The sequence below is a fragment of the Neobacillus cucumis genome (assembly GCF_023715505.1).
In genome coordinates this window covers 129959-153899 of the sequence record NZ_JAMBOH010000009.1, presented here as the reverse complement: position 1 = coordinate 153899, position 23941 = coordinate 129959, and the positions used below count along the sequence as shown (strand labels likewise).

Below are 23941 nucleotides of genomic sequence, written 5' to 3'. Positions count from 1 at the left end.
TTTTTAATGATGTGATGTGAGGTAATTTTCACTATTATCTGAGGATTTTTATTTAATTTGTCCATTGTTTTTCAACTTGTTCTTTTGCAATTCGATAAACTTCTTCTTCTGTTTGGTTTTTAGGAGCTATTACATTGGTTTGATAAACTTTACCTTTATGAGTTACATAGATTGTGTACTTGTACATTTGTTCTATCCCCTTTTTTAACTTTTTTATATTTTACAAATAAAATCAAAGTGATTAAAGCTAAAAAAAAGGTCAAGATTTGACAAATTCTCAACTTAATATATAAGAAATATTCCCCTATCAACGGTATTGGCTGGCAAAGTCAATAAAATCAACTAACTTTTTATGATTCTATTCCTTGTTGTAAGTTGCTGCAATAATGATATTGCAGAAAAATGTCGAAATATATTGAGTATTGGTAACTTTGGAAGTAACCTCCTAAAGATTTAACCTTTTAATCCTGATATAGTATGTAGTGTCGCTTCTGAACGAATTAAATATGAAATGGTGAGTAGTCGCGGTTCCTTTTTAAGGAGCTGAGGAAAGTCCAGGCTCGCACAGTGCTGAGATGCCTGTAGTGTTCGTGCCATCTGCAAGGGTGGGCGGTCGATTTAAGGTCGGCTGACGGCGGTGAAATCATGCTAAGTCTTCGAGATATGCTGAGAGTAACCTGAAAGTGCCACAGTGACGATGCTTTTCTGGAAACGGAAAAGGTGGAACGGGTAAACCCCACGAGCGAGCAACCCAAATTAGGTAGGGGCATCATCCTGCGGGAAATGAACCAAACGGATGAATTGACCATTGGTCGATAGTTATATGACTACTACTTCCTGTACAAGGCTAGCTGCCGTTTACAGTACGGAAGTACAGAACCTGGCTTACAGCCATTTCATATGCTGATAAAATTGTTTATAGAAGCAACTATATGGCGGGATAACTCATTAGTCAGCTACTTAATCCCTGCCCCTTACATACATATTCCTCTGTGAAACCATATTATAACGGTTCATGGAAGTCGTCCTTCCCGTTTGTTAAAAGATTTGCCAGGATAGCAGAGTTTTCCTGGTCAGCATCATATTGTAAAACATCGTCATATTCAAAAAGTTGGAATGAATCAGGAAAGTTTTCACTCATGTACTTAACAAAGGCTTCTGTGTTCTCTTCTCCATTTTGCCGAAATTCCGACATGATTAAACGAAATTTATGAGGCGGAATCTCGCATTTAATATGAAAAGATTTTGTAAATCCAAATTCTTTTGAGCTGTAGAGATTGTATATAAATGACATTGGAATCACCCATTCTTCTTGATTTATCTTTATTATTTTCCCCTACTTTTTAAAAAAAAATGTGAAAAATAATGTAGCTAATTAATTCCCCTGCAACCCATTTTTAATATGATTGTAAAACTATTAGCTTTTATATATGTTACATTGTATGTAGTTCTGTTATATAATAAAAAAATCAAATGATATGGTAACAAAGCATTACTTAGCGGTTAGCAGTATCAGTCTATTTATTTAGAGAGGGATTTAAATTATGTTGACACGTTACAAAAAAATGTTTAACAAAATTGCCATGGGACTATTGTCTTTTATGCCGAATGAAAAAGATCTCCAAAAGCTTCAGATGACCATAACACAATATGAAACAGAACAAGACCGGCAGCTTTTTTTGTGGAAGGAAGAGGACGGTATTATTGGTCTAGTCGGTGTATTATTTGTTGAAGAGGACTTGATGCAAATATTACATATTTCCGTAAACCCTTCCCATCGTGGAAAAGGAATCGGTAAAAAAATGATTAAGACCCTAAAAGAACTTTATCCAGATCCTCATTTTGTTCCCGATGAACATACAAAAGCCTTTTTTGTAAAATGTGACATACATGATTCTTTCCCAAGCAGACTGTCAGAAATACTTGCATAAACCTCTTGCACTAAACATAAAAAAGTACATATGCAATAAGAAACGGTGAGAGAAATTCCTCTCACCGTTTTCCTTATACAACCAGCCTGATTAATTCATCTTTTGCCTGGACATTTCCCTCACTGGTTGGAACAACATCAATATATTGATTGGTATTAGTAATAACGACAGGTGTTTTTACATCGTAGCCTGCGGCTTTAATGTTTTCAATGTCAAATTCAATCAGTAAGTCACCCTTCTTCACTGTATCCCATTGTTTTACATGAGAAGTGAAAAATTGCCCTTTCAGCTTGATGGTGTTAACCCCAACTATAATTAAGATTTCAGCTCCATCTTCCGAAGTAATGCCAACCGCATGCTCGGTTGGAAATAATGTAGTCACAACTCCATCTACAGGTGATACCACTTCCCCCTTTGTTGGATCAATTGCGATTCCTTTTCCTACCGTTTCAGTTGAAAAAAGAGGGTCTGAAACTTTGCTCAATGGTACAATTTCTCCACTTAAGGGGCTTGAAATGGTTTCTCTATTTACATCTTTGATTGTTTTTTCAGGTACTACGTCGCTTTTACCCTCATATCCCAAAACAATTGTAAGAACCATTGCTATAACTAAAGCCGATAAAGTACCAATTAAATATAGTCCAATTGGTGTAAATACAGGAATAGACAAGAAACTCGGGAGAGCAAATGCAGTCCCTTTTACCCCAAACATACCATTAATTGCCCCGCCAATAGCTCCAGCAATTGCCACAATCAACATCGTTCGTTTGTAACGGACGAGGATACCATAGGTGATAATTTCAGTTGTTCCCGCTAATGCACCTGGAACTAGCCCAGAAGCAGCGAGTGTTTTCAAGTCTTTATCTTTGGTTTTAAAGAAAACCCCAAGGCCCAACCCAATTTGAGCAAAAGGAGCTGCGGCGATCATCGGGCTAAGCGGATCACCGCCAGCCGCTAGATTTGCAATGAATATTGGTATGACGGCCCAGTGGAGACCTAATATCGTCAGGAATGACCATGCGGCTCCCATGACCGCTCCTGTCAACATTCCACTTGTTGAACTTAATAATTTAATAACGACTGCTAAGCCCCCTCCAACATAGGTGCCAAACGGACCAAAAATAAGTACGGTTAAAGGAACGATAACAAGTAATGAAATAAGTGGATTAACAAACATTTGCAAGTCTTTATATATCACTTTTTTCAAAAACTTATCTAATACCGAATAAATGGAAACCGCAATTAATATAGGAAAAACCGTTGAAGAATAACTCGCTAATATAACTGGAATCCCTAAGAAATGGACATTTTGAGCATGTGAGGCAACTAAATTGGTAAAATGAGGTTCCAAAAGCGCAGCACCAATTGCGCCGCCAACATAGCCATTGGCTCCGAGTTTTAAGGCTAATGTAATCCCGAGAAACACGGGGAAGAAGTAAAAAATAGCATGCCCTGCTGCACCAAGGATCGCATAGGTACCGCTTTTTGGAGATAACCATCCTAATGTCGTTAAAATGGATATTAATGCAGAAATTAAGCCGGATCCCGCAAGTACCCCAAGAATTGGCGCGAAACTTCCGCTGATGGCTCCTAAAATTTTATTCATTACGGTTTCTTTTTTTTCTGTCGTAGAATCACTCGTATTAATAGCATTCATTTTTATGTACTCCCTTGGTTGAAGTTTGCTGTCAGTCCATCAAATTTAATAAGCGGATCTTTTTGTACAGACTTCAAGTTATGATGTCTATCTTATTTTTACTTTTTCTCCTTAAAATCATTCAGCAAATAGATTACTTGTTTGGGTCTAATTTGAAATAAAAAAAAGGTGAAGGAAATTGACTTTCCATCACCTGCAGCTTGATTCATCTTTTTCAATAAATAACTTTCTCACCATAACCTTATTTAGATGCTTCAATCCAACCATGCATAGATTCATCCAAATCCAGCTATAAAACAGACCAAAAAGGAAAATGGCTAATCCCACTGTACCACTTACCTTGCTTGAGACTAAAGGACCTAATACAGGAAATTGAAACAGGTAAAGTAATATCAGGATTCCGGCCGTGAGGGAGGTTCCTCCCATTAACGAAACCACAGTTCCCGTTTTAAAGAGTTTAAATCCAATTCCAAGCGATATACCGAGAAAGCCGGTGGTAAACAGGAAAACCAAGACTTCACTAGGCTGCAGAATGATTAATAACAGGGTTGTGACCGCATATGTTAACAGCCCGATTCGGATTGAAATGACCGTCGAGAGGACAATCGGACCTGTTGCCATAATGCTAAACGCATAGCCAATCCCGCCTATCAATCCTGCTGATTGAAGTACAGCCGCAATTGTACAGAGCAGGCTTCCTACGACTAACTTCATATTTTTTGAATACGGTCCGACTGTAATCTCATGTTTCTTTTTGAATACTTTCAGCGTCCACTTTATAAATCGCATAAGTATCCCCTTCCATCTGGTAAATAACGAACTGATTCTACTTATTGATAACATTAAACGTAATCACCCTATAAAATGAAAAATGGAGCTATCATTTACATGTATTCCTGGATTAGCAATTGATGTATGGTTTTTTCATAAAAAAAATCGGCTAGGGGATAGCAATAGTTTCTTTCATATCCATTCAATTTTATAGCGGGAGTTCCTTATTTATAGCAATTAAGGTCAAAATTAAAAACTCATCCTTTTTGGGTGAGTTTTTCCAATTTTTATGTTAAACTACATTTCCTTTTATTTGCTTCGGCATATTTTTCTTGATAATTTGGTTGTTTCCAATTAGAGTGATTTCACTGAAAGGATTTTTATCTCCCACATGCACATTAGAATAAATGAACGTATCACTGCCAACGATGGATCGATTAATCACAACATTTTCCCCAATAAACGTATTCGGCAAAATGACTGAATTTTTGATTACTGCCCCCTTACTCACTGTCACCCCGTTATAAAGAACGGAATTATCTACTTTACCAAACACCTTACAGCCCTCTGAGACTAATGATTGGGAAAGGTCAGCTTTACCATCCAAATAAAAAGGCTGATGGAAGGTTTCGCGAGTATATATCCCCCACTCTTCATTTTGTAAAATAGGATTGGTTTCATAAGAAAGTAAATCCATATTTGCTTCCCAAAGGCTTTGAATGGTTCCAACATCCTTCCAATAACCGTTAAAGCGAAAAGCATACACCTGATGGTTATCATTAATGATTGCAGGGATTACATCTTTTCCAAAATCCTTAGATGAAAATGGTCTTTTCTCCTCTATTTCTAAATATCTTTTTAGCATTTCCCATTTAAAAATGTAGATCCCCATGGAAGCAAGATTAGATTTAGGCCGTTTTGGCTTTTCTACAAAATCTAGTACTCTCATGGAATCTGCATCTATGTTCATTATGCCAAAACGATTAGCATCTCTCCAAGGAACATGAATGACGGAAATCGTGACATCAGCGTTTGTTTCTATGTGCTGATCAAGCATTTTATTATAGTCCATTTTATAAATATGATCACCGGATAAAACAAGAACATACTCTGGATTATAATTTTCAATATAGGAGAGGTTTTCATAAATAGCATGAGCCGTTCCTTCATACCATCGATCCCCTGTCTGACTTTGATCCGGAGGAAGGATTGTGATGCCGCCATTTTGCCGAGCTAAGTTCCAGTACTTTCCGTCACCAATGTAATTTTGAAGAGTGTGTGGTTGATACTGTGTCAAAACACCCACTGTTTCAATACCAGAATTGCTGCAGTTACTTAATGTAAAATCGATAATTCGATATTTTCCACCGAACGGAACAGCAGGTTTTGCGGTATATGTGGTTAGGTCTTTTAATCTAGACCCTTTGCCGCCGGCTAAAAGCATCGCAATACATTTATTTTTTGTCATGGTCTCCTCCTTGTTGTTTTTTTATTTTATTTGAGTAAACAGGGTATTTACCAAGTCTGTCATCCTTATAATTAAATTTTAATCCAATCATGCAGAATAACAAGTTTTCCGTTAGTATTTCTTACAGTTATTTTTCCAATATAATACAGAAAAGGCTTTCAAAAATTTGTTATTTTTATAAGTCATTTTTCTACACCATTGTCCAAGTTCAGCTACATTTTAGCCCTGAATTACTATGTATTTACTCCATCATAGTTTGATTGTATTCATTGAGGATATTTTTCATGTTTAGTAAACTTTACCAACAATGTTAGTTTGCTATTTATTGATTTTTTTATGTAACAAAAAAGGATACCCCAAACATAGGGCACCCTCTCCGGTTTAATTTTCTGCAAGTTTGTTAACCACTTTTTGTTGTGCAGCCTTTGATTCTTCTGGATCTTCTGCTTGTTTCGCCCGTTTAATAAAGAATGCAAGAACTAAAGCAATAAGGGCAATCCCAACAGAAACTAGGAATGCATCGTTAATCCCTTCTAACATTGCCTTCATGGCAATTTCTTGCTTCATTTGTGCGATCATTTCGGCAGTCGGTTTTCCTGTTACATGCTTCATCGCAGAATTCGCAAGTTCAGTGGCATGTGTTTTCGTTCGGTTTGACATAATGGTTATTAAAAGAGCCGAACCAATCGCACCCGATACCTGCTGTAACGTGTTGTTCATCGCCGTACCATGCGGGTAGTATCTTGCTGGAAGCTGATTCAATCCGTTTGTCATGACTGGCATCATAACCATTGACATCCCAAACATACGTGCTGAATATATAAGCATTAATTCCGTATAGCTCGTATCTAATGTTAATGTACTAAACATATAGCTTGTAAAAATCGTAATCGATAAACCAATGATAGCAAGTACTCTGCCACCGAATTTATCAAATAATTTCCCAGTGATTGGGCTCATAATCCCCATTAAGATTGAACCAGGAAGCATTAATAAACCTGATTTTAATGGTGTGATGCCGAGAATCGTTTGCACATAAATCGGTAAAAGCAACATCGCTGAAAACATCGCCATGGCAATAACGATCGAAATGACAGAGGATAAAGCAAACATCGGATATCGATAAACTTTGAAATTCAACATCGGCTTCTCAAGTTTGTTTTGACGAAGTACAAACCACACCAAGCTGATCGCACCTGCAATAATGGTTACGTACACCTGAGGACTATCCCAGCCTTTATCACCGGCAGAACTAAATCCATATAGCAATCCGCCAAATCCGATACTTGATAACACCAATGACAATAGGTCTAGACTGATATCTACTTTGCCTTTTTTATCTTTTAATAAGAAAATGGAAACCAATAGAACAACAGCCGCGATTGGTGATACGAGGTGGAATAAAATTCTCCAGCTATTATGTTCGATTAAATAACCTGATAGAGTTGGTCCAACGGCTGGGGCAAAAATGAATACCAATCCAAAAAGACCCATCGCACCTCCCCTTTTTTCAGGCGGAAAGCTTGTTAACATAACATTCATTAATAGTGGCATCATAATGGCGGAACCTGATGCTTGAATCATCCTGGCTACTAATAATAATGGAAAAACATGAGCAAAACCGGCAATAATCGTACCTGCCGTAAATAATCCCATCGCTGTCAAAAATAATCCTCTTACTGAATATTTTTGTATTAAAAACGCAGTTGCTGGGATCATAACCCCATTTACCAGCATATACGCGGTTGCCAGCCATTGAACGGTCGATGCATTTACATCTAAATCCTTCATAATGGAGGGCAGTGCGACGTTTAATAGTGTTTCATTTAACATGGAAATAAACGCACCGATCATCAAAATGGCAATAATGCCATATGGCGGGCGATTATTTGTTATCGTTGATTCCATTTGTATTCCCCCTTGTGTATACTGATGGTACATTTTTTTGTACTATTATTCTGCATAAACAATATCATAAACCGTTAGTTCATTTTTTGCAACTAAAAAATATCAGTAATTTAATGATATTTGTCTTGGATTCAAAAATGAGGTACAATAATTTTGTACTATCAGTCTAATCAGAAAATATAGGTGAATGAAATGAACGATAGAAAACAGCAAGTAATTACGAAAGCCCATCAATTGTTTGTCGAAAAAGGTTTTCAAGCCACTTCCATTATCGATATTTTAGAGTACAGCGGTATCTCAAAGGGTACCTTCTATAATTATTTTTCCTCCAAAAATGAATTGCTAATTGCCATTTTTACTTCATTGGGGAAGAAAATCGATCAGGAGCGCAATCATCTCTTAATTGGACAAGATCCAGCTGATATTGAGGTATTTATAGGGCAGCTTGAGTTACACATGGCTTTTAATAAGAGGAATAAACTGTTAACCCTTTTCGAAGAAGTCTTTGTTTCCAATGACCCCGCCTTAAAACAATTTTTAAAAAGGATGCAAATTATGCATCTTAGTTGGATTTATCACCGCTTTTTAGACATTTTTGAAAAAAGCAAACATCCATACCTGCTAGATTGTGCAGTCATGTTCACTGGTATGCTCCATCATAATATTCATTATCATTTTTTGGCTCATGAGACGGATAGCAGTTTGAAGCATGTCATCCGTTTTACCGTGGAACGAGTGGTAAAGATGGTGAATGAAGTGGCAAGCAGCGGGGATCAATTATTGGATCCAGAAATTCTTTCTAAATGGCTCCCTGAATGCAATAAAACTGGACTAGTGTTTGAGAAAAAAATATATCATATCGTATCCGCATTAAAAAAGCATATGAAGGACGGCGCAGAGCAACTTGAACATTTTGAGTTACTGGACTTTATTCAGGAGGAAGTCATCCATTCCAAGACGCCGCGAAAATTCCTTATTAAAAGTGCTCTTAGCACATTAAGAGAAATTTCAGGTGATGTCTGGCAGACGGATTTACAAAAGCTTGAGGAAATTATTGAAGATTTTCTTACGGACAAATCATATACCTAAAAGTGCGAAATGGTTTCGCACTTTTTTCATTGCTCCAATTCATCTATTGGCATGACGTCGGCTATATAGGGGGCATTTTCTGAAAAAATACAATACAAATCTGTAATCTTGTCATGTAGCGTTGTGTTTCGGATTACCAAACCTTCGTATCCCTGTTTGATTAAATTTTTTCGAAGATTGGCATTGGCTTCTTCTTTATTTAATAGTATGACTTGATCTTTCCAGCTAGGGTTTCTTTTTTTGGTTTCTAGATAATCGCAATAGATGTCACGTTCACTCATAAATAAATCATAGGATTCGTATTCCTTTAGAGTAGGTTCATCAATAAAAACTCGATAGATAAATCCACGGACAGGCTTCTCTATTTGCACGATTTTTGGTTCACCATCATCCCAAAACTCCGTTTCTGATTTTTCGATAACGGTTTCCGTTCCGATGGCAAATGGTTTTGCCGAATGGATATCAGAAGTAAACCAAAATCCAATTGTATCGATATCATTACTCCATTTTTGGACCACTGCTTCTTTATTAAAGTGTTCAAATTTTTTTATTGATCCGTGATAGACGATCATAAGCAGCACCTACCTGTATTTTAGGGAATCATTATCGGGGAAAAATTAAAAAGACCGCTTTATGACGTTGGTAAAATTAAGGGACAGGTATACTGTCCCAACGGGCTTACTGATTATGATTTTGTTGAGCCTTTATCGCCATTTTTTCAAGGCCATTTTCTCCTGCAAATTCTACATCAGCCTCTGGAGCACCTTTTTTATTCTTTGAAAATTTGCTTTTTTTATTTTTCGCCATCTCTTTAGTCACCGTCCTAGTCTTTTGATTTATAGGAGTAAGGGTACGAAATCCGCCCCCCATGATTTTAGTTTGCTTTCTTTTTAGTTGGCTATGCTTTTAAGATTTTGTTGATATATCTGACTTCTCTAGTTTTACCGAGTAAGGTATAAATGGCATAAGGTTACTTGTATATATTTTTTGCGGTCTCTACTGTGTCATAAAAAGAGACTCCTCTATGGCCAAAAATCTCTCTCTAAATTAATCTGATCAAAAATATACCCCACCGATATATGAGAAAATTATTGATCCTTTTCATCCAAAATTTACAAAGTATGCTGTCGTTCATTTAAGGAACATTAGTATTAATTGGAGGTGATTTAATATGTCAAACAATAATAACCAACTTTTAGTAAATGGTGCACAACAAGCTATTGATCAAATGAAGTTTGAAATTGCCCAGGAATTTGGTGTGCAATTAGGTGCAGACACTGTATCTCGTGCCAATGGTTCTGTTGGTGGAGAGATTACAAAACGTCTTGTTGCAACTGCACAATCTCAATTGGCAGGACAATTCGGCGGTACTTCACGCTAAAAACTTCATAAAATGGCTATAGGTTACTTGTCTATGACAGGTAACCTTTTTGTCTTTAGAGATGAAAATCTTATTTATAAAAATGTTCTAATTATAAAGTGTAATCACGTAAACATAAAAACAAAAATAAACAAAAAAGTCAACCTCATCCATTAAAACGTCCAATGTTTATTTTAAAAACTAATGAATAGTAACAAGGGGAGAAATCCAATAATAGATATGTTGTCATGTGATATCACTAGGGATTATGAATCCTTACTTAATCCCCTCCCCGTTTCATTGAATCATTTAGATTCTTTTCGGGTGCTAAAGCTTAATAACATAAAAATGACATATCCCTGGATAGGTCATTTTTTTGTGTTCCAAAAACATGAAGACGGAATTTATGATCCGGGGAAGCATAAACCGCCCCCATACTTCTTTTGTATACTATCGAACATGCATCTCGTTTGGCTGTGGACCTTTACGTCGATTGCGATTGATTTCATTAATTGCGTTCATTTCATCAGTAGTAAGTTCGAAATCAAATACTTCAAAGTTTTCTTTTATTCTAGATGGTGTTACGGATTTCGGAATGACAATTGTGTTATTTTGCAAATGCCAGCGCAACACGGTTTGTGCCGGAGTCTTGCCATGGGACGCCGCAATTTTTTGAACCACTTGATCTTGCAGTACTTCTCCACCTTGGTCTAGAGGGCTCCACGCTTCCACAAAGATATTATGCTTGGCACAAAACTCTTTTAATTCATTTTGTGCAAGGTACGGATGACACTCAACTTGGTTTAAAACAGGAACCACTTCACATTCTCTTAGAAGACGCTCTAAATGCTCTATTTCAAAATTACACACACCAATTGCTTTGACGCGACCATCATGATAAAGCTTCTCTAATGCTTTATAGGTATCTACATATTGATCAAATTGAGGTGTTGGCCAGTGAATCAAATATAGGTCGAGATAATCAAGGCCTAATCTTTCTAAGCTTTCATCAAAGGCACGCAGGGTATTTTCATAACCTTGGTCGCTGTTCCAGACTTTTGTGGTAATAAATAACTCTTCCCGAGAAACAGACGTTTCTTTAAGTGCTTTTCCAACGCCTTTTTCATTTTTATAAATCATGGCTGTATCGATTGAACGATAGCCAACTTCAATTGCAGTTGCAACTACTGCAGTCGCTTGCTCATCTTCAACCTGCCAAACGCCAAAACCGAGCTGCGGCATTTTTAAACCGTTGTTTAGCGTAACATAATTCATGTTTTTTGCTCCCATCATGGTTATTTTTTAGCGACGTGGAAATCCTCTATCATATTGTCTTGGAATTTCAATTTCTTTGTGAAGTATTGTTGCAGCTTCCAATGCCCAATAAGGATTTCTTAGCATGGCTCTTCCAACGGCAACAAGGTCTGCATCCTGATTTCCGATTACAAAGTTGGCCAGTCCTGGTTCATCCAATCTGCCAACTGCAATGACAGGGACATTAAGTGCTTGCTTAATCGCTCTTGCTAATGGCACTTGGTAGGCTACATGTGTGCCCGGTCTTCCCTCTGCAGCGATTGGGCCTTCTCCACCTGCGCTTACATGGAACATATCGACTCCTGCTTTTTGAAATTCTCTTGAAAATTCGATGGCTTCGTCAATTCCATAACCGCCTTCTACGTACTCTCTTCCCGAAATACGAATAATTAATGGCATATCTTCAGGCATTTCACCTTTTACGGCCTGTATGACTTCTTTCCCAAATTTCGTTAATTCACGTCCATACTCATCTGTCCTTTTATTCGTATAAGCGGATGTGAATTGGTGAATTAAATATCCGTGTGCTCCATGAAGCTCAATTACATCCACTCCTGCTTTGATGGCTCGTTGTGCAGCCAGACGGAATTTCTCTACGATTTCTTTTACTTCATTGGTAGAAAGAGCTCTTGGTGTTTTGGATTTTTCATCAAATGGTATCGCTGATGGTGCAACGGGCTCTTTTGCATCTTGTGCTTTGCGTCCGGCATGGGCAATTTGAATGCCCACTTTTGCTCCATGTTGATGACAAGCGTCAACAATGCGTTTCAATGCAGGGACGTGCTCGTCTGACCACAAGCCTAGATCATAATCTGTGATGCGTCCATCTGGTTCCACATCGGTCATTTCAATGATGATTAAGCTTGCACCGCCAATCGCACGGCTGACATAATGTACATAATGCCAATCGGTAGCAATTCCATCTTTATTGGTTACAGAGTATTGACACATTGGCGGCATAACCACGCGGTTCTTCAACTGTAGACCTTTAATTTGAAATGGTGTAAATAAATGTTCCATCTGTACACTCCCTTTATGCAATAACATGATTTGATACAAGGTTGAGTGGTTTTACTTTCGTTAGCGTCTACCTTTTCCGCCAATTTTACCACGTTATTTTCCCCATCCAAATCTACTTATTTGCTGAGCTTTTAAAATGTATGTGCATGCATACAAATTAGCATACGGTTATTTAGTCCGTCAAGCAACTTGATTCAACATAAAAAAATGGGACCTAGTAACCCATACCTAGCGGATTCTAATCGGTCCCATCCTTTTTTAATTGATTCAGCAGCTGTTGCAGCTCGCCAAGAACCGGTTCGTTCGAAAACGTCTTTTCAAGGGTTTCTTGAAAGGTAACCATTGCCTGTTTAAGCTTTTCCTCCCCTTCTACTGTTAATGAAGTAAAAATAGCTCGACGGTCGTCTGTACAAATATGCCTTTTTAAGGCTCCACAGTCCCTCGCTTCAAAGCGGCTTACCAGTCTAGACATGGCACTCTGACTTAACCCCACCATATTCTGCAGCTGTTGCAATTTTAACTTTTTCTCAGGAGATTCTGCTAAAAATAAGAGAACGTAGAATTCATTCAACGATAATTGATGTTTCTGTTGAAGGCTGTCTTCTAATTCATTTGTAATTTTTAGTTGCAGATGGGAGAATGATAACCAATTGGTTATTAGTTGTTTTTGTGGAAACGATTCCATCTATACCACCCTACTCTTGTCCAAAAGGCCCTAGAGCCTGTATTTTATTTACCTTTATACTACCAATTAATTAATTTACTAGTCAATTATACCTCTTGCGATAGCTTTTAAAAACAAACTTTTCAACATATCCCACTTATAAAACAAAATGAGGACTATAGGCATGTTAATGTCCAGTTTTTTGGGATTGGAGGAGAAAAAGGTGGCGAATTCTCTCGCCACCTTTTTCCGTTTTATAGAATTATCGTTTCTTATTCATCGTATTGTTAACTAAGGTTTGCGTGGCGTCATCTGTTGATTCTTCCGGGTTTTCAATTGCAGACTGTACGTAGTTTAATGCGGACTGATTGATGTTTTTAAATATTTTCATATTCTTTTCCGGATCTTTGTGAGCTCGATTGCGTACCATGTCTATTCCTCCACTATTTTCTTTTATCTTTTATTTTCTGTTTGATGATTGAAGAATATACATTTCCTTCAATTATAGTTAAAAAGTCCCCTGTCTTATTTCTTATATTGTGATTTTTTTAAAAATTACCTATCTTTTCTATTTTTATTTTTGTATACTTAAGCAAGTTAAATAAACATAACTAGGGGAGTCCAATAGTTTGGGCTGAGAGAGAAACGCGTTTAAGTTTCTTGACCCTTCGGACCTGATCTGGATCATACCAGCGTGGGGAAGTTGAACTAGCATCTTTTTTAAGATTAACTTCTACATACAAAAGCCGGGTCCATCCTTTTATAGGACCCGGCTTTTTTTATGTGCTTCTTTTTCCCCATCAATGTTCTAGAACTCGTCCTTTACATTTTATAAAAAGGGAGAGATTTACTAATGGCAACAACCTCATTAAATGAGAAAAACATTTCCATCATGTCAAGCTTTTCAGGCAGTAAAAAAGTTTATGTAGAGGGTTCAAGACCCGATATTAAAGTTCCTATGCGGGAAATTGAACTAAGTCCGACAACAAGTACCTTTGGAGAGGAAGCGAATCCCCCAGTACGGGTGTATGATACAAGCGGCCCCTATACAGATTCAAATTATTCCGTAGACATCACAAAAGGTCTGCCTGCGCTCCGAAGTACTTGGATCCGAGAACGTTCTGATGTTGAAGAATATGAAGGCCGTGAAATCAAACCAGAAGATAATGGGTATCAAGATCTAAACGACCCAAGGGCTAATCATAAAGTTTTTCCTAGATTAAAGCGTAAGCCATTACGAGCAAAAAAAGGAAAAAATGTGACACAGCTTCATTATGCAAAAAAAGGAATCATTACACCTGAAATGGAATTCATCGCAATCAGGGAAAATATGAAGCCTGAATTTGTCCGTGATGAAGTGGCAAGAGGCAGGGCGATTATCCCTTCGAATATCAACCATCCAGAGACAGAACCGATGATCATCGGACGCCATTTTCATGTAAAAATAAATGCCAACATTGGGAATTCGGCGGTTTCTTCATCGATTGAAGAAGAAGTGGAAAAAATGACGTGGGCCACACGCTGGGGCGCCGACACGATTATGGATCTTTCTACAGGGAAAAATATCCACACAACCCGTGAGTGGATTATTCGAAACTCAGCCGTTCCTGTTGGTACCGTTCCGATTTATCAAGCACTCGAAAAAGTAAATGGAATTGCTGAAGACCTGACCTGGGAAGTTTACCGTGATACCTTAATTGAGCAGGCTGAACAAGGTGTCGATTACTTTACCATCCATGCTGGTGTCCTATTACGATATGTTCCGTTAACAGCGAAACGGTTAACCGGAATTGTCTCACGTGGCGGATCAATTATGGCCCAATGGTGTTTACACCATCATAAAGAAAACTTTTTATATACTCACTTTGAAGAGATCTGTGAAATTATGAAATCATACGATGTGGCCTTCTCATTAGGAGATGGTTTACGACCAGGTTCTATTGCCGATGCAAATGATGAAGCACAATTTGCAGAATTAGAAACTCTAGGCGAATTAACGCAGATTGCTTGGGAACATGACGTACAGGTAATGGTAGAAGGTCCTGGACATGTGCCGATGCACCTCATTAAAGAGAACATGGATAAACAACTAGAAATTTGTAAGGAAGCGCCCTTCTATACACTGGGACCTCTTACAACGGATATTGCTCCCGGATATGATCATATAACCTCCGCAATTGGAGCTGCAATGATTGGCTGGTTTGGTACTGCCATGCTATGTTATGTAACTCCAAAAGAACATTTGGGACTACCTAATAGAGATGACGTGCGTGAAGGTGTGATAACCTACAAAATTGCTGCACATGCAGCTGACTTGGCCAAAGGACATCCCGGAGCACAAATAAGAGATGATGCATTATCAAAGGCTCGTTTTGAGTTCCGTTGGAGAGATCAATTTAATTTATCATTGGATCCTGAGCGTGCACTGGAGTACCATGATGAAACCCTGCCTGCTGAAGGGGCCAAAACAGCCCATTTCTGCTCCATGTGCGGACCAAAGTTTTGCAGCATGAGAATCTCTCACGATATTCGAAACTCTGCAAGAGAAAACAAACTTGAAACAGAAGAAGCGATTGAAAAAGGAATGAAGGATAAAGCAGAAGAGTTTAAACAATCTGGCGGTAAACTGTATCAGTAAATCGATTAAGATTCTATTGACCTATTTATTTGTCCCTCAGTAGATTTAAAAGAATAATCGCCAAAAGAATAATAGATAATCCTGTACCAATACTATCTGAGTGTCCATCCAAGAAAATTGTCTCAACAAATTGATTTATTATGGCAATAATTATGGAAATGGTAACTAAGAAAATATTGGTTTTTTTCAAAAGAAAACCTCCCATTTTCTTTCATGTTTAAAAAATATATATTAAAAGAAAATTGACGTATGCTAACGCGCATACGTCAATTTTCTTTTAACTTTATAAAAATGATTTACTGCATCTGCGGTGCTTTTTTAATGGCTTTCTTTTGGATGGGTGCTTCTTCCTTTTTACCACGTGTGCGGATAAAGAAAGCCAAGATAAATGCGGCAATCGATAAATAGGTAGCGATCATAAAGGCATCATCAATCCCCATTACCGTTCCCTGTTTAATCGCCATCGCCATGTGGACCTTATCCCCAGGGGAAATCTCTTCCTGGCTCATAATCGTTTTCATATGTTCTTCCCCTTGATTGGTCATGATTGAGACAAAAAAGGCCATGCCTACAGCCCCCGCAACCATCCTTAATGTATTCACCATTGCGGTACCATATCTATTTAAGCTGAGGCCCAAATCATTTAATCCTGCTGTAAAGATTGGCATCATGAGGATGGACATTCCAAACATCCTTGCGGTATATACCCATAAAACATAAGTATAGGACGTATCCGTATGCAGTTTTGTCAGTGCATAAGTGGTCACAATCGTTATCGCTAAACCAATAATTGCTAACCATCTGGCTCCATATTTATCAAATAGCTTTCCAGTAATCGGAGACATAACCCCCATCACTATGCCGCCTGGGAGTAGCATGAATCCTGCTTCAAGTGGTGTAAAGCCATGGATATTCTGCATATAAATTGGCATTAAAATCATTCCGGAGAACATGGCCATCGTGACAATGACGTTAATGATGGTGGTTAACGTAAACATGCGATACTTGAAGATCCTGAATTCAAGAATAGGATGGCCTACAGTTAGTTGACGCCATACGAAAAGAATCAGGCTTATTCCTCCGATGACAAACAAGGTAACGACCTCCGGATCAGTCCACCCCTTTGTTCCACCTGTAGAAAATCCATAAAGTAAACCGCCAAATCCAATTGTGGATAAAATAACCCCGAGCACATCCAATCTTGGACGTCTGGTTTCTGTTACATTTTTCACAAAAAAGATCGCTAATAAAAAGTCCATTAAAGCAACTGGGGCAATGATATAAAACATTGTATGCCAGGAATAGGTTTCAATAATCCACCCTGCCCATGTTGGACCAATCGCTGGTGCAAAATTCATCGCAACACCAAAAATCCCCATTGCAAACCCGCGCCGCTCGATCGGGAAAATCGTAAAAATAACATTTGTGATTAAAGGAAATAGGACCCCAGCTCCAATTGCCTGTACAACACGACCCATCAGGATGATGTAAAAGGCAGGTGCAATAGCACAAATAAAGGTACCAACCGCAAATACCCCCATGGAGAATAAAAATAATTGCCTGGTGGTATATCTTTCCATTAAAAACGCTGTAACTGGAATGACAATTCCATTTGTTAACATGAAGATGGTACTTAACCAGTTTGCAGTTGAAGCGGAAATATCAAAAGTCTCCATAATTTTGGGCAATGCTACATTAATCACCGTTTGATTCAAGAATGCAACAAAAGCCCCTGCCAGCAATACCGCAAATATCGGTGTTGTTCGAATAGTCTTCTTCGTTGTTTCTGCAGTACCCAAGAAATAAGTCCTCCTGTAGATGTATTTATATAATATAAACTTAATTAGTATAGTACTTGTTAGTATGTGAATACAAGGAAAACACTAATCATCTGGGAGAACGGGGACGGTTCTCGCGCTTCTTTTTAAGCATGAGAACCGTCCCCAGGCTTCCCTAAAATTCCTCGTATGTAGCTGGATCTTGGTTGTTGATTCTTCCCTCTGGGCGGGTTAATCCTGAAATTAGGCTCATTTCGGTTTCATTTAATGAAAAATCAAAAATAGAGATATTTTCTAGCTGCCGTTCAGGAGATGATGATTTAGGGATTGAAATAGCTCCCAGTTGGTAATGCCATCGTAGTATCACTTGTGATATTGATTTTTGATGTTGATCGGCAATCTGTTGAAGGATATCGTTTTGCAGCACTTCATTTGCCCGGGCTAGCGGGCTCCAAGATTCCGTCACGATGTTGTTCTCTTGGTGCCATTTTCTTTGTGTTGCTTGATTGAAAAAAGGGTGTAATTCTATTTGGTTCATGCTCGGTTTCACGCCTGTTTCCTTTTCTAAACGCTCGATATGTTCAGGCAAGAAATTACAAACACCTATCGAACGAATCAGTCCCCATTTTTTAGCGTCAATTAACGCCTGCCACGCTTCCACATATGTATCCTGATTCGGGTTAGGCCAATGAATCAGATAAACATCATAATAATCTAAATTAGCCCGATATAACGACTCTTGAATGGTCGTAACGGCTTTGTCATAGTTTTGATAGCGGCCTGGCAGTTTAGAGGTAATCTTTAATTCTTCTCTTGGAACTGAACTGCGTCTAACAGCCTCCCCTACCGTTCCTTCATTTTCATAATTATAAGCTGAATCTATCAGTCTATAGCCGATATCAATCGCACTTATGATAGAATTGACCCCTTCACTTCCTTTTAGTCTATAGGTTCCCAAACCTATAACTGGCATAGTAAGCCCATCATTTAGTGTTATCTCTGGAATTGTCTTCTCCAAAACTTTTCACTCCTTTCAGTCCTATTTATAAATTACCATATTTATCAATAAATTTCATAGTAATAGATTGGAGTTGGAATATATAGCAAATACTAATTGATATACTTTTTTGATTTATGGGTATCATACATAACAAACCACTATTTCAAGAAAGTAGGGATTATGATGATTTGGACGATTGTTGGATTATTACTATTATTTTGGGTCCTTGGGCTTGTATTCCATATTGCAGGAGGACTTATACATCTTCTACTAGTAATTGCTGCCGTGGTAATCATCTTTAAATTTATTTCGGGCAGGACAAAAAATAGAGCCTAAAACATGGTAAAACACGGGGACGGTTCTAGTGCTTCTTTTCAAGCATCGGAACCGTCCCCGCGCTTCCTATAGATCTTTTTGATCCACATTTAATTCAATCAAGTTACCATCAGGGTCGGCACAGAAAATTTGTGCAAATCCACTTTTTCCGTGTGGTTTTTCAAGAATTTCCACTTTATTCTGTTTTAACCAGTTAAGAGTATCAAAGTAGTTTTCTACTCTAAGAGCAAAGTGACCTTCTCTCGTGGATAAGCTTTTATCCTGGCGAATCGTCTGTGAAGAGGGATCGACAATCAAGTGAAGCTGCTGCCCCTCTATCCCATACCAGGCACCTGGAAAATCAAAATCAGGACGGCTTATTTCTTTTAAACCTAAAGTTTTCCCATAGAAATCTTTTGCCCTTTCCAAATCTGTTACAGAAAGGCTCACATGATGGAGGGATAGATATTTAATCAAAAATTTTCACTTCTTTCAATTAAATTTTTTTAATAGTTCAGTTTCTATTTGATTTCCTCTTCTATTTTTTCAATAATGGTTTCATAATATCCAGCTGGGTGTGGCACAAATTGATCTCGTCCAACTAGTTTATCAACCACAGGCTTACTGCCATCAGCTTTTATTTCATAACCTGCCACTCGTATTGTGTCTTTGATTCCGGTCCACAAGTCGCGAAAGTCTTTAAAATCAACTTTTACAATCCCTTCCACTTCTTCCTTTTGCAAGATTAATTCATTTATCTCCACATGCCCTTTATATAAGAATACATGGGCGATTTCATTATCAATATAATCTCCTTGGATTGAGCAATAATTGATGATTCCAAGTGGCAGTAACTCTTCAAAAGTAAGATCGACACCCAGTTCCTCTTTCACTTCACGCACTCCATCTTCTACCGTTTCAGCTGCTAATAGGTGACCTGCAGCGGTGATATCGAAGAGTAAAGGATTTTCTTTTTTCTTTTCACTGCGAAGCTGCAAAATGAGATTATCCCCACTAACAAACCAACAATGGAAAACTTCATGCCAATATCCCTTTTTATGTACCTCTTCACGCGTAGCCACACCCATTTCATTTCTCGCTTGGTCGAAAATTTTTAATTGTTCTGTATCCATCTTGCTCCCTCCAATCACATGTTAATGGAGATAATCATACGTATTTTTTGCTAGTAGTAAAAAGGTCACGACGATAAACAAGGCCCGTACGTAACCACTTCCTCGCGCAATCGCAAATTTTGAACCGCAAATGGCCCCAACTAGTTGGGCAATTCCCATTGTAATACCATAGGCATAATTGACATGTCCCAAAAACATGAACATAAGCAATGCCGAAATATTACTGCCAAAATTTAAAAACTTAGAGTTCCCCGCTGCCTTTAAAAAATCAAAGCCAACCATTAAAAAGGCAAAGATTAAAAATGAGCCGGTTCCCGGACCAATAAATCCATCATAAAATCCAATGGCAAAAATGAGGGTCATAAATATCGTTAAGTGCCGTTTTGATAATTTTTTGTTGGTTGCTACACTTCCCCAATCCTTTTTGAAAATCGTATAAATTGCTACGGCCGCGAGCATGACCAGCATCAATGGTTTTAATACTTCAGGATTCATCAAATCGACCGTCCAAGCGCCAATCATTGAACCAATAAACGTTAACGGAAATAACTTATATACCGACTTGATATCGAGCTTACCTGAGCGGTAGAACATGATAGTGCTGGTTAAAGAGCCGATGGTTCCGGCTAATTTATTGGTAGCAACAGCTGCCGCTGGTGATATTCCTGTAAATAACAATACCGGCAATGCAATCAGACCGCCGCCGCCAACAACCGAATCGATAAATGCGGCTAAAAAACCAAATACAATTAAAATAACTAATAACGATGGATCTAAATCAAATGGCATCTATACAACCTTCTCTCTTATAACTATTGAAATAGTAGCTAAAGTTTTAACTATTGTAAATAGGATTCGCTGGTTTTATTTATGAATGAGTGTACTAAAAGGGTACAAAGGGATTTTGACCGTTTTGGCGAAATTAATCCGATATCATTTTGGAGGTAGTTTATGAAAGAAAAGGAAGTTGCATTAACAACAGGTCTACAACATAACCATTGGTTTAATTTCAAAGATCCTGATGGAACCCATTTAATGGTTTGCCGGTGTTAAACTTTTCTATTATATTGGTTTGTATGATTTTCCAACTATCATTTCAAAATTTGAAAAAGGTAACATGGGATTTTCAGTTACCTTTTTGTTTCGATATCTTCCGTTATTTTTCAAAAGAATACGCTCGTTCCACCTTACAAACTCTGACTTTATAGTTTTTATACCATTCCTCTTTGCCCCTTTGTTGAGCGATTATATGCACTGCATGGTTCTTCCATTTCTCGATGGCTTCTAATGAATTCCAATAGGAAACCGTAATTCCTAATTGTGTGTCCCTCACGCTTTCGATTCCCAAAAAACCTGGCTGTGTCGAGGCCAGTTCCTCCATTGTTTCTGCCATTTTCCCATAACCTTTATCCCCTTCTGTCCGTTGTGAAGTAAAGATCACCGCATAATACGGCGGTTGTAGTGTTTCACTCATTTTTTATTCCCCCTTTTTGTCACCATAATTTATTTTATAATAAATTTAAAACATGGAGTCTTTTTATGATTTTTTTTAGGTTCATGGTCTCTAATACAACTATAATCATATATTTAGATGAGGATTTATTTCTAATACATTTTATATGAAATTAGGTGAGACCAAATGTTTGCCGTTCATTTTTTTGAAAACAAAAACCTTTTGTTAAGCCAGCTCCTTCAACGGGTCCCTTCCGTCGGGGAAGAACTAAAGATAAAAGGCCGTAAAGGAAAGGTTTCAAGTGTTACCAATGTGGAACAAAATAAGTTTCATGTCCAAGTAGTCATAGAAAAAGTCACTAAAGGTAAAACAGCAGTGGTGGACCAATCCAAAAAGAGAAAACGTTAAAATCTTGCAGGAGTCAGTCCACCGTCTCTTTTTAAGTAAGAATGTCATTTACAAAAAGGAAAGATTCCCAATGATTGATGACAAAACACCTTTAAATCATGATTCGATGGAAGATCGAATAGAGGAAATTATCAAAAACGAAAAGATAAAGCTGGATGCCCTCGAAAAGAAATTAAAAGATTTAATGTATAAATTGGAAAAATATGAAAAAAGGATGAATAAAAATGATAAAAGTCGTTTCCTGTTGACCTGTAATCGTTACCATGGTAAAAATACAGGTGGAAACATATTCCTTTTATCAACTTAGTAGTTATATAGTATCGAAGAAATGGGGAAACAGATGGAGCAATTACCATGTCAGGACTGCAAAGGGTTGTGCTGTGGTCCAGTTGCTATATCAGAAGTGGAATTAAAGAAGATAAAAAAGAAGATTAAAACTATGCCGAGGAAGACACGTGACGAATTAGAAAATCAACTCCGCTTTCATGGGACTTGTATTTTTTATGATACCGAAAAAGACAGGTGCGGCATTTATTCTGCCCGTCCTAAAGCGTGCAGTATGTTCGGGTTTTATAAGGGGATGACTTGCTTTCGTAAGCCTGAGTTAGCAACGAAAAATCATGATTTAATTGAGGAACCGGCTGGGATTCTTTCGATTGATTTTACATGGAAGGATTTTAAATAGAAGATACCAGAGTTTACTCCATGGAGTGCTCTGGTATTTTTTGATTCCATACCAACCAGGAAGACGCTTTTTCTTTCAATTGTCCAAATGAGTCCCGCATTCAGACACACTCCTGTTATTTCATTCCGCATCGTCCAAGCCAAATCTTAGAAGCTTACAGCCACCTTTTCAATTCCTCAATAAACCCCACAACCTCGTCCTCTTTCGTTGCCCACGAAGTAACCAAACGAATGGCTGAATGCTCCGCGTCGACCTTCTCCCAAACATGAAAGGCATAGGTCTTTTCCAATTCAGTAATCAATGTATTAGGGAAAATTGGAAATATTTGATTAGACGGTGAATGCGTCAGAAACTTCACATTAGCATGCGTCAACGCAACTTGAAGCAACCCTGCCATCCGATTGGCGTGCTCCGCCAAATCAAAAAACAAATTGTCTCTAAACAATTCTAGGAACTGAATGCCTAATAATCTTCCCTTCGCCAGCAGCGCCCCTTTTTGCTTAATATGATAACGAAAATCCTCCTTAAGAGAATCCCGACAAATTACTAAAGCCTCTCCCAACAACGCCCCATTCTTCGTTCCGCCAATATAAAACGCATCAACAAGGTCAGGCAAATCACTTAATTGAAGATCATTTTCCTTCGAACAAAGAGCCGACCCTAATCTTGCCCCGTCCATATATAAAAGAAGCTGATTTGCACGACAAAAATCACTTAAATGCTGCAGCTCTTCCTTTTTATAGATCGAGCCGATTTCCGTAGAATTTGATATGTATACAAGCCTTGGTTTTACCATATGTTCATCCGGATGGCCATCAAGTACGGCTTTTATACCCGCAGGAGTTAGTTTTCCATCTTTACTTTCAACAGAGAGAACCTTGTGGCCTGTAGCTTCAATGGCTCCCGTTTCGTGACCAAGAATGTGGCCAGTGCTCGCGGATATTGCTGCCTCATGTGGTCTTAAAAATGCAGAAATCGCTGTAAGGTTTGTTTGTGTCCCGCCAGTTAACAGATGAACATCCACGTTACCCCGGCCTAATTTCTCCTTTATTCTCCCAATTGCCTTCAAAGAATAGTCGTCTTCTCCATATCCTTCTTCTTGAACTAAATTGGTCTCCATCAATGCCTTCAGGATTTGTGGATGTGCTCCTTCACTGTAATCATTCTTAAAGCTGTACATTTGCGGTTCCTCCGTTATTAATTTTCCATTTTTCATTCACCCTTAATCGTACCATAATTCGTCAATTTAAGTGAATACGAATACACAAGGATAGGTTAGTTATATCAATATTTACCTCATCAAAGCTTCGAATACTTCCACACAAATGGGTGACGATATATATGTAACA

Annotated in this window: 28 protein-coding genes, 1 other RNA gene and 1 riboswitch; of the genes, 9 read left to right on the top strand and 20 right to left on the bottom strand. The window is 38.0% G+C overall.

Features of this window, described 5'->3' with window-relative positions:
• Positions 1–52 precede the first annotated feature (52 nt).
• Positions 53–187 carry a BA3454 family stress response protein gene (locus M3226_RS15210; RefSeq protein WP_251566562.1) on the bottom strand — a complete coding sequence of 45 codons (135 nt, stop codon included), beginning with the start codon at positions 185–187 and terminating at the stop codon, positions 53–55.
• A gap of 323 nt (positions 188–510) precedes the next feature.
• On the opposite strand from M3226_RS15210, the gene rnpB reads away from it, so the two are divergent.
• Positions 511–893: RNase P RNA component class B (gene rnpB, locus M3226_RS15205), an RNA gene on the top strand.
• A gap of 110 nt (positions 894–1003) precedes the next feature.
• Here rnpB and M3226_RS15200 read toward each other — a convergent pair.
• Positions 1004–1294, bottom strand: a complete 291-nt coding sequence (locus M3226_RS15200) for a hypothetical protein (protein ID WP_251566561.1) — start codon at positions 1292–1294, stop codon at positions 1004–1006.
• Between the two features lie 250 nt (positions 1295–1544).
• Here M3226_RS15200 and M3226_RS15195 point away from each other — a divergent pair, with 250 nt between their 5' ends.
• Positions 1545–1931, top strand: coding sequence for a GNAT family N-acetyltransferase (locus tag M3226_RS15195; protein WP_251566560.1), 387 nt, complete (start codon positions 1545–1547; stop codon positions 1929–1931).
• Positions 1932–2004: 73 nt separating this feature from the next.
• Here the strand turns inward: M3226_RS15195 and M3226_RS15190 are convergent, their stop codons facing one another.
• The 4 genes from M3226_RS15190 to M3226_RS15175 all read right to left on the bottom strand — a co-directional run bounded on the left by M3226_RS15190 (position 2005) and on the right by M3226_RS15175 (position 7735).
• Positions 2005–3588 (bottom strand): glucose PTS transporter subunit IIA, encoded by a 1584-nt coding sequence (locus M3226_RS15190; RefSeq protein WP_251566559.1) that lies wholly within the window; start codon positions 3586–3588, stop codon positions 2005–2007.
• Between the two features lie 189 nt (positions 3589–3777).
• Positions 3778–4377, bottom strand: a complete 600-nt coding sequence (locus tag M3226_RS15185; protein WP_251566558.1) for a hypothetical protein — start codon at positions 4375–4377, stop codon at positions 3778–3780.
• Between the two features lie 274 nt (positions 4378–4651).
• A complete protein-coding gene (locus tag M3226_RS15180; RefSeq protein WP_285857858.1) occupies positions 4652–5827 on the bottom strand; it encodes a glucose-1-phosphate adenylyltransferase in 1176 nt (391 codons plus the stop codon).
• Between the two features lie 381 nt (positions 5828–6208).
• On the bottom strand, positions 6209–7735 hold the full coding sequence (locus M3226_RS15175; RefSeq protein ID WP_251566557.1) for a DHA2 family efflux MFS transporter permease subunit: 1527 nt from the start codon (positions 7733–7735) through the stop codon (positions 6209–6211).
• A gap of 192 nt (positions 7736–7927) precedes the next feature.
• Between M3226_RS15175 and M3226_RS15170 the strand changes: the two genes are divergently transcribed.
• A complete protein-coding gene (locus tag M3226_RS15170) occupies positions 7928–8824 on the top strand; it encodes a TetR/AcrR family transcriptional regulator (RefSeq protein WP_251566556.1) in 897 nt (298 codons plus the stop codon).
• Between the two features lie 26 nt (positions 8825–8850).
• On the opposite strand, the gene M3226_RS15165 is transcribed toward M3226_RS15170, so the two are convergent.
• Both M3226_RS15165 and M3226_RS32250 read right to left on the bottom strand, forming a co-directional pair.
• Complete coding sequence (locus M3226_RS15165; protein WP_251566555.1) at positions 8851–9396, bottom strand: hypothetical protein; 546 nt, start codon at positions 9394–9396, stop codon at positions 8851–8853.
• A gap of 106 nt (positions 9397–9502) precedes the next feature.
• Complete coding sequence (locus M3226_RS32250; RefSeq protein ID WP_255286518.1) at positions 9503–9631, bottom strand: hypothetical protein; 129 nt, start codon at positions 9629–9631, stop codon at positions 9503–9505.
• Positions 9632–9995: 364 nt separating this feature from the next.
• On the opposite strand from M3226_RS32250, the gene M3226_RS15160 reads away from it, so the two are divergent.
• Positions 9996–10205 (top strand): alpha/beta-type small acid-soluble spore protein, encoded by a 210-nt coding sequence (locus M3226_RS15160; protein ID WP_251566554.1) that lies wholly within the window; start codon positions 9996–9998, stop codon positions 10203–10205.
• Positions 10206–10634: 429 nt separating this feature from the next.
• On the opposite strand, the gene M3226_RS15155 is transcribed toward M3226_RS15160, so the two are convergent.
• From M3226_RS15155 to M3226_RS15140, 4 genes are all read right to left on the bottom strand, one after another.
• Complete coding sequence (locus tag M3226_RS15155) at positions 10635–11459, bottom strand: aldo/keto reductase (RefSeq protein ID WP_251566553.1); 825 nt, start codon at positions 11457–11459, stop codon at positions 10635–10637.
• Positions 11460–11486: 27 nt separating this feature from the next.
• Complete coding sequence (locus M3226_RS15150) at positions 11487–12518, bottom strand: NADH:flavin oxidoreductase/NADH oxidase (RefSeq protein WP_251566552.1); 1032 nt, start codon at positions 12516–12518, stop codon at positions 11487–11489.
• A 238-nt stretch (positions 12519–12756) separates the two neighbouring features.
• The gene (locus M3226_RS15145; protein ID WP_251566551.1) at positions 12757–13203 is read right to left on the bottom strand and encodes a MarR family winged helix-turn-helix transcriptional regulator; all 447 of its coding nucleotides are present in this window, start codon (positions 13201–13203) and stop codon (positions 12757–12759) included.
• Positions 13204–13444: 241 nt separating this feature from the next.
• On the bottom strand, positions 13445–13612 hold the full coding sequence (locus M3226_RS15140) for a hypothetical protein (protein WP_251566550.1): 168 nt from the start codon (positions 13610–13612) through the stop codon (positions 13445–13447).
• Between the two features lie 173 nt (positions 13613–13785).
• Positions 13786–13900: riboswitch (TPP riboswitch) on the top strand.
• 135 nt (positions 13901–14035) lie between these two features.
• Between M3226_RS15140 and thiC the strand changes: the two genes are divergently transcribed.
• Positions 14036–15820 (top strand): phosphomethylpyrimidine synthase ThiC, encoded by a 1785-nt coding sequence (gene thiC, locus M3226_RS15135; protein ID WP_251566549.1) that lies wholly within the window; start codon positions 14036–14038, stop codon positions 15818–15820.
• A 25-nt stretch (positions 15821–15845) separates the two neighbouring features.
• On the opposite strand, the gene M3226_RS15130 is transcribed toward thiC, so the two are convergent.
• From M3226_RS15130 to M3226_RS15120, 3 genes are all read right to left on the bottom strand, one after another.
• Complete coding sequence (locus tag M3226_RS15130) at positions 15846–16010, bottom strand: hypothetical protein (protein WP_251566548.1); 165 nt, start codon at positions 16008–16010, stop codon at positions 15846–15848.
• A 106-nt stretch (positions 16011–16116) separates the two neighbouring features.
• On the bottom strand, positions 16117–17619 hold the full coding sequence (locus M3226_RS15125; RefSeq protein WP_251566547.1) for a DHA2 family efflux MFS transporter permease subunit: 1503 nt from the start codon (positions 17617–17619) through the stop codon (positions 16117–16119).
• Positions 17620–17773: 154 nt separating this feature from the next.
• Entirely contained in the window at positions 17774–18616 is an 843-nt protein-coding gene (locus M3226_RS15120) for an aldo/keto reductase (RefSeq protein WP_251566546.1), read from the bottom strand.
• 162 nt (positions 18617–18778) lie between these two features.
• Between M3226_RS15120 and M3226_RS15115 the strand changes: the two genes are divergently transcribed.
• Positions 18779–18934, top strand: coding sequence for a lmo0937 family membrane protein (locus M3226_RS15115; RefSeq protein ID WP_374110604.1), 156 nt, complete (start codon positions 18779–18781; stop codon positions 18932–18934).
• A 66-nt stretch (positions 18935–19000) separates the two neighbouring features.
• On the opposite strand, the gene M3226_RS15110 is transcribed toward M3226_RS15115, so the two are convergent.
• From M3226_RS15110 to M3226_RS15095, 4 genes are all read right to left on the bottom strand, one after another.
• Positions 19001–19390: a VOC family protein gene (locus M3226_RS15110; protein WP_251566545.1), complete on the bottom strand. Its 390-nt coding sequence runs from the start codon at positions 19388–19390 to the stop codon at positions 19001–19003.
• A gap of 44 nt (positions 19391–19434) precedes the next feature.
• Positions 19435–20046: an NUDIX hydrolase gene (locus tag M3226_RS15105; RefSeq protein WP_251566544.1), complete on the bottom strand. Its 612-nt coding sequence runs from the start codon at positions 20044–20046 to the stop codon at positions 19435–19437.
• 21 nt (positions 20047–20067) lie between these two features.
• Positions 20068–20835, bottom strand: coding sequence for a TSUP family transporter (locus tag M3226_RS15100; protein WP_251566543.1), 768 nt, complete (start codon positions 20833–20835; stop codon positions 20068–20070).
• Between the two features lie 367 nt (positions 20836–21202).
• Entirely contained in the window at positions 21203–21520 is a 318-nt protein-coding gene (locus M3226_RS15095; protein ID WP_251566542.1) for an antibiotic biosynthesis monooxygenase family protein, read from the bottom strand.
• A gap of 165 nt (positions 21521–21685) precedes the next feature.
• Here M3226_RS15095 and M3226_RS15090 point away from each other — a divergent pair, with 165 nt between their 5' ends.
• The 3 genes from M3226_RS15090 to M3226_RS15080 all read left to right on the top strand — a co-directional run bounded on the left by M3226_RS15090 (position 21686) and on the right by M3226_RS15080 (position 22592).
• On the top strand, positions 21686–21907 hold the full coding sequence (locus tag M3226_RS15090) for a hypothetical protein (RefSeq protein ID WP_251566541.1): 222 nt from the start codon (positions 21686–21688) through the stop codon (positions 21905–21907).
• 70 nt (positions 21908–21977) lie between these two features.
• Positions 21978–22214, top strand: a complete 237-nt coding sequence (locus M3226_RS15085; RefSeq protein ID WP_251566540.1) for a hypothetical protein — start codon at positions 21978–21980, stop codon at positions 22212–22214.
• Between the two features lie 33 nt (positions 22215–22247).
• Positions 22248–22592, top strand: coding sequence for a YkgJ family cysteine cluster protein (locus M3226_RS15080; protein WP_251566539.1), 345 nt, complete (start codon positions 22248–22250; stop codon positions 22590–22592).
• 154 nt (positions 22593–22746) lie between these two features.
• Here M3226_RS15080 and M3226_RS15075 read toward each other — a convergent pair whose 3' ends face one another.
• Complete coding sequence (locus M3226_RS15075; RefSeq protein ID WP_251566538.1) at positions 22747–23772, bottom strand: threonine aldolase family protein; 1026 nt, start codon at positions 23770–23772, stop codon at positions 22747–22749.
• Positions 23773–23941 lie beyond the last annotated feature (169 nt).

What these genes read in the sequence shown, in the direction of transcription:
- M3226_RS15115 (WP_374110604.1), top strand. Translation starts at nt 18,779, where the DNA reads ATGATGATTTGGACGATTGTTGGATTATTACTATTATTTTGGGTCCTT.
- M3226_RS15195 (WP_251566560.1), top strand. Translation starts at nt 1,545, where the DNA reads ATGTTGACACGTTACAAAAAAATGTTTAACAAAATTGCCATGGGACTA.
- M3226_RS15095 (WP_251566542.1), bottom strand. Translation starts at nt 21,520, where the DNA reads ATGAGTGAAACACTACAACCGCCGTATTATGCGGTGATCTTTACTTCA.
- M3226_RS15100 (WP_251566543.1), bottom strand. Translation starts at nt 20,835, where the DNA reads ATGCCATTTGATTTAGATCCATCGTTATTAGTTATTTTAATTGTATTT.
- M3226_RS15080 (WP_251566539.1), top strand. Translation starts at nt 22,248, where the DNA reads ATGGAGCAATTACCATGTCAGGACTGCAAAGGGTTGTGCTGTGGTCCA.
- M3226_RS15090 (WP_251566541.1), top strand. Translation starts at nt 21,686, where the DNA reads ATGTTTGCCGTTCATTTTTTTGAAAACAAAAACCTTTTGTTAAGCCAG.
- M3226_RS15140 (WP_251566550.1), bottom strand. Translation starts at nt 13,612, where the DNA reads ATGGTACGCAATCGAGCTCACAAAGATCCGGAAAAGAATATGAAAATA.
- M3226_RS15075 (WP_251566538.1), bottom strand. Translation starts at nt 23,772, where the DNA reads ATGTACAGCTTTAAGAATGATTACAGTGAAGGAGCACATCCACAAATC.
- M3226_RS15160 (WP_251566554.1), top strand. Translation starts at nt 9,996, where the DNA reads ATGTCAAACAATAATAACCAACTTTTAGTAAATGGTGCACAACAAGCT.
- M3226_RS32250 (WP_255286518.1), bottom strand. Translation starts at nt 9,631, where the DNA reads ATGGCGAAAAATAAAAAAAGCAAATTTTCAAAGAATAAAAAAGGTGCT.
- M3226_RS15150 (WP_251566552.1), bottom strand. Translation starts at nt 12,518, where the DNA reads ATGGAACATTTATTTACACCATTTCAAATTAAAGGTCTACAGTTGAAG.
- M3226_RS15145 (WP_251566551.1), bottom strand. Translation starts at nt 13,203, where the DNA reads ATGGAATCGTTTCCACAAAAACAACTAATAACCAATTGGTTATCATTC.
- M3226_RS15180 (WP_285857858.1), bottom strand. Translation starts at nt 5,827, where the DNA reads ATGACAAAAAATAAATGTATTGCGATGCTTTTAGCCGGCGGCAAAGGG.
- M3226_RS15185 (WP_251566558.1), bottom strand. Translation starts at nt 4,377, where the DNA reads ATGCGATTTATAAAGTGGACGCTGAAAGTATTCAAAAAGAAACATGAG.
- M3226_RS15200 (WP_251566561.1), bottom strand. Translation starts at nt 1,294, where the DNA reads ATGTCATTTATATACAATCTCTACAGCTCAAAAGAATTTGGATTTACA.
- M3226_RS15210 (WP_251566562.1), bottom strand. Translation starts at nt 187, where the DNA reads ATGTACAAGTACACAATCTATGTAACTCATAAAGGTAAAGTTTATCAA.
- M3226_RS15170 (WP_251566556.1), top strand. Translation starts at nt 7,928, where the DNA reads ATGAACGATAGAAAACAGCAAGTAATTACGAAAGCCCATCAATTGTTT.
- M3226_RS15105 (WP_251566544.1), bottom strand. Translation starts at nt 20,046, where the DNA reads ATGGATACAGAACAATTAAAAATTTTCGACCAAGCGAGAAATGAAATG.
- M3226_RS15085 (WP_251566540.1), top strand. Translation starts at nt 21,978, where the DNA reads ATGATTGATGACAAAACACCTTTAAATCATGATTCGATGGAAGATCGA.
- M3226_RS15165 (WP_251566555.1), bottom strand. Translation starts at nt 9,396, where the DNA reads ATGATCGTCTATCACGGATCAATAAAAAAATTTGAACACTTTAATAAA.
- M3226_RS15175 (WP_251566557.1), bottom strand. Translation starts at nt 7,735, where the DNA reads ATGGAATCAACGATAACAAATAATCGCCCGCCATATGGCATTATTGCC.
- M3226_RS15155 (WP_251566553.1), bottom strand. Translation starts at nt 11,459, where the DNA reads ATGAATTATGTTACGCTAAACAACGGTTTAAAAATGCCGCAGCTCGGT.
- thiC (WP_251566549.1), top strand. Translation starts at nt 14,036, where the DNA reads ATGGCAACAACCTCATTAAATGAGAAAAACATTTCCATCATGTCAAGC.
- M3226_RS15190 (WP_251566559.1), bottom strand. Translation starts at nt 3,588, where the DNA reads ATGAATGCTATTAATACGAGTGATTCTACGACAGAAAAAAAAGAAACC.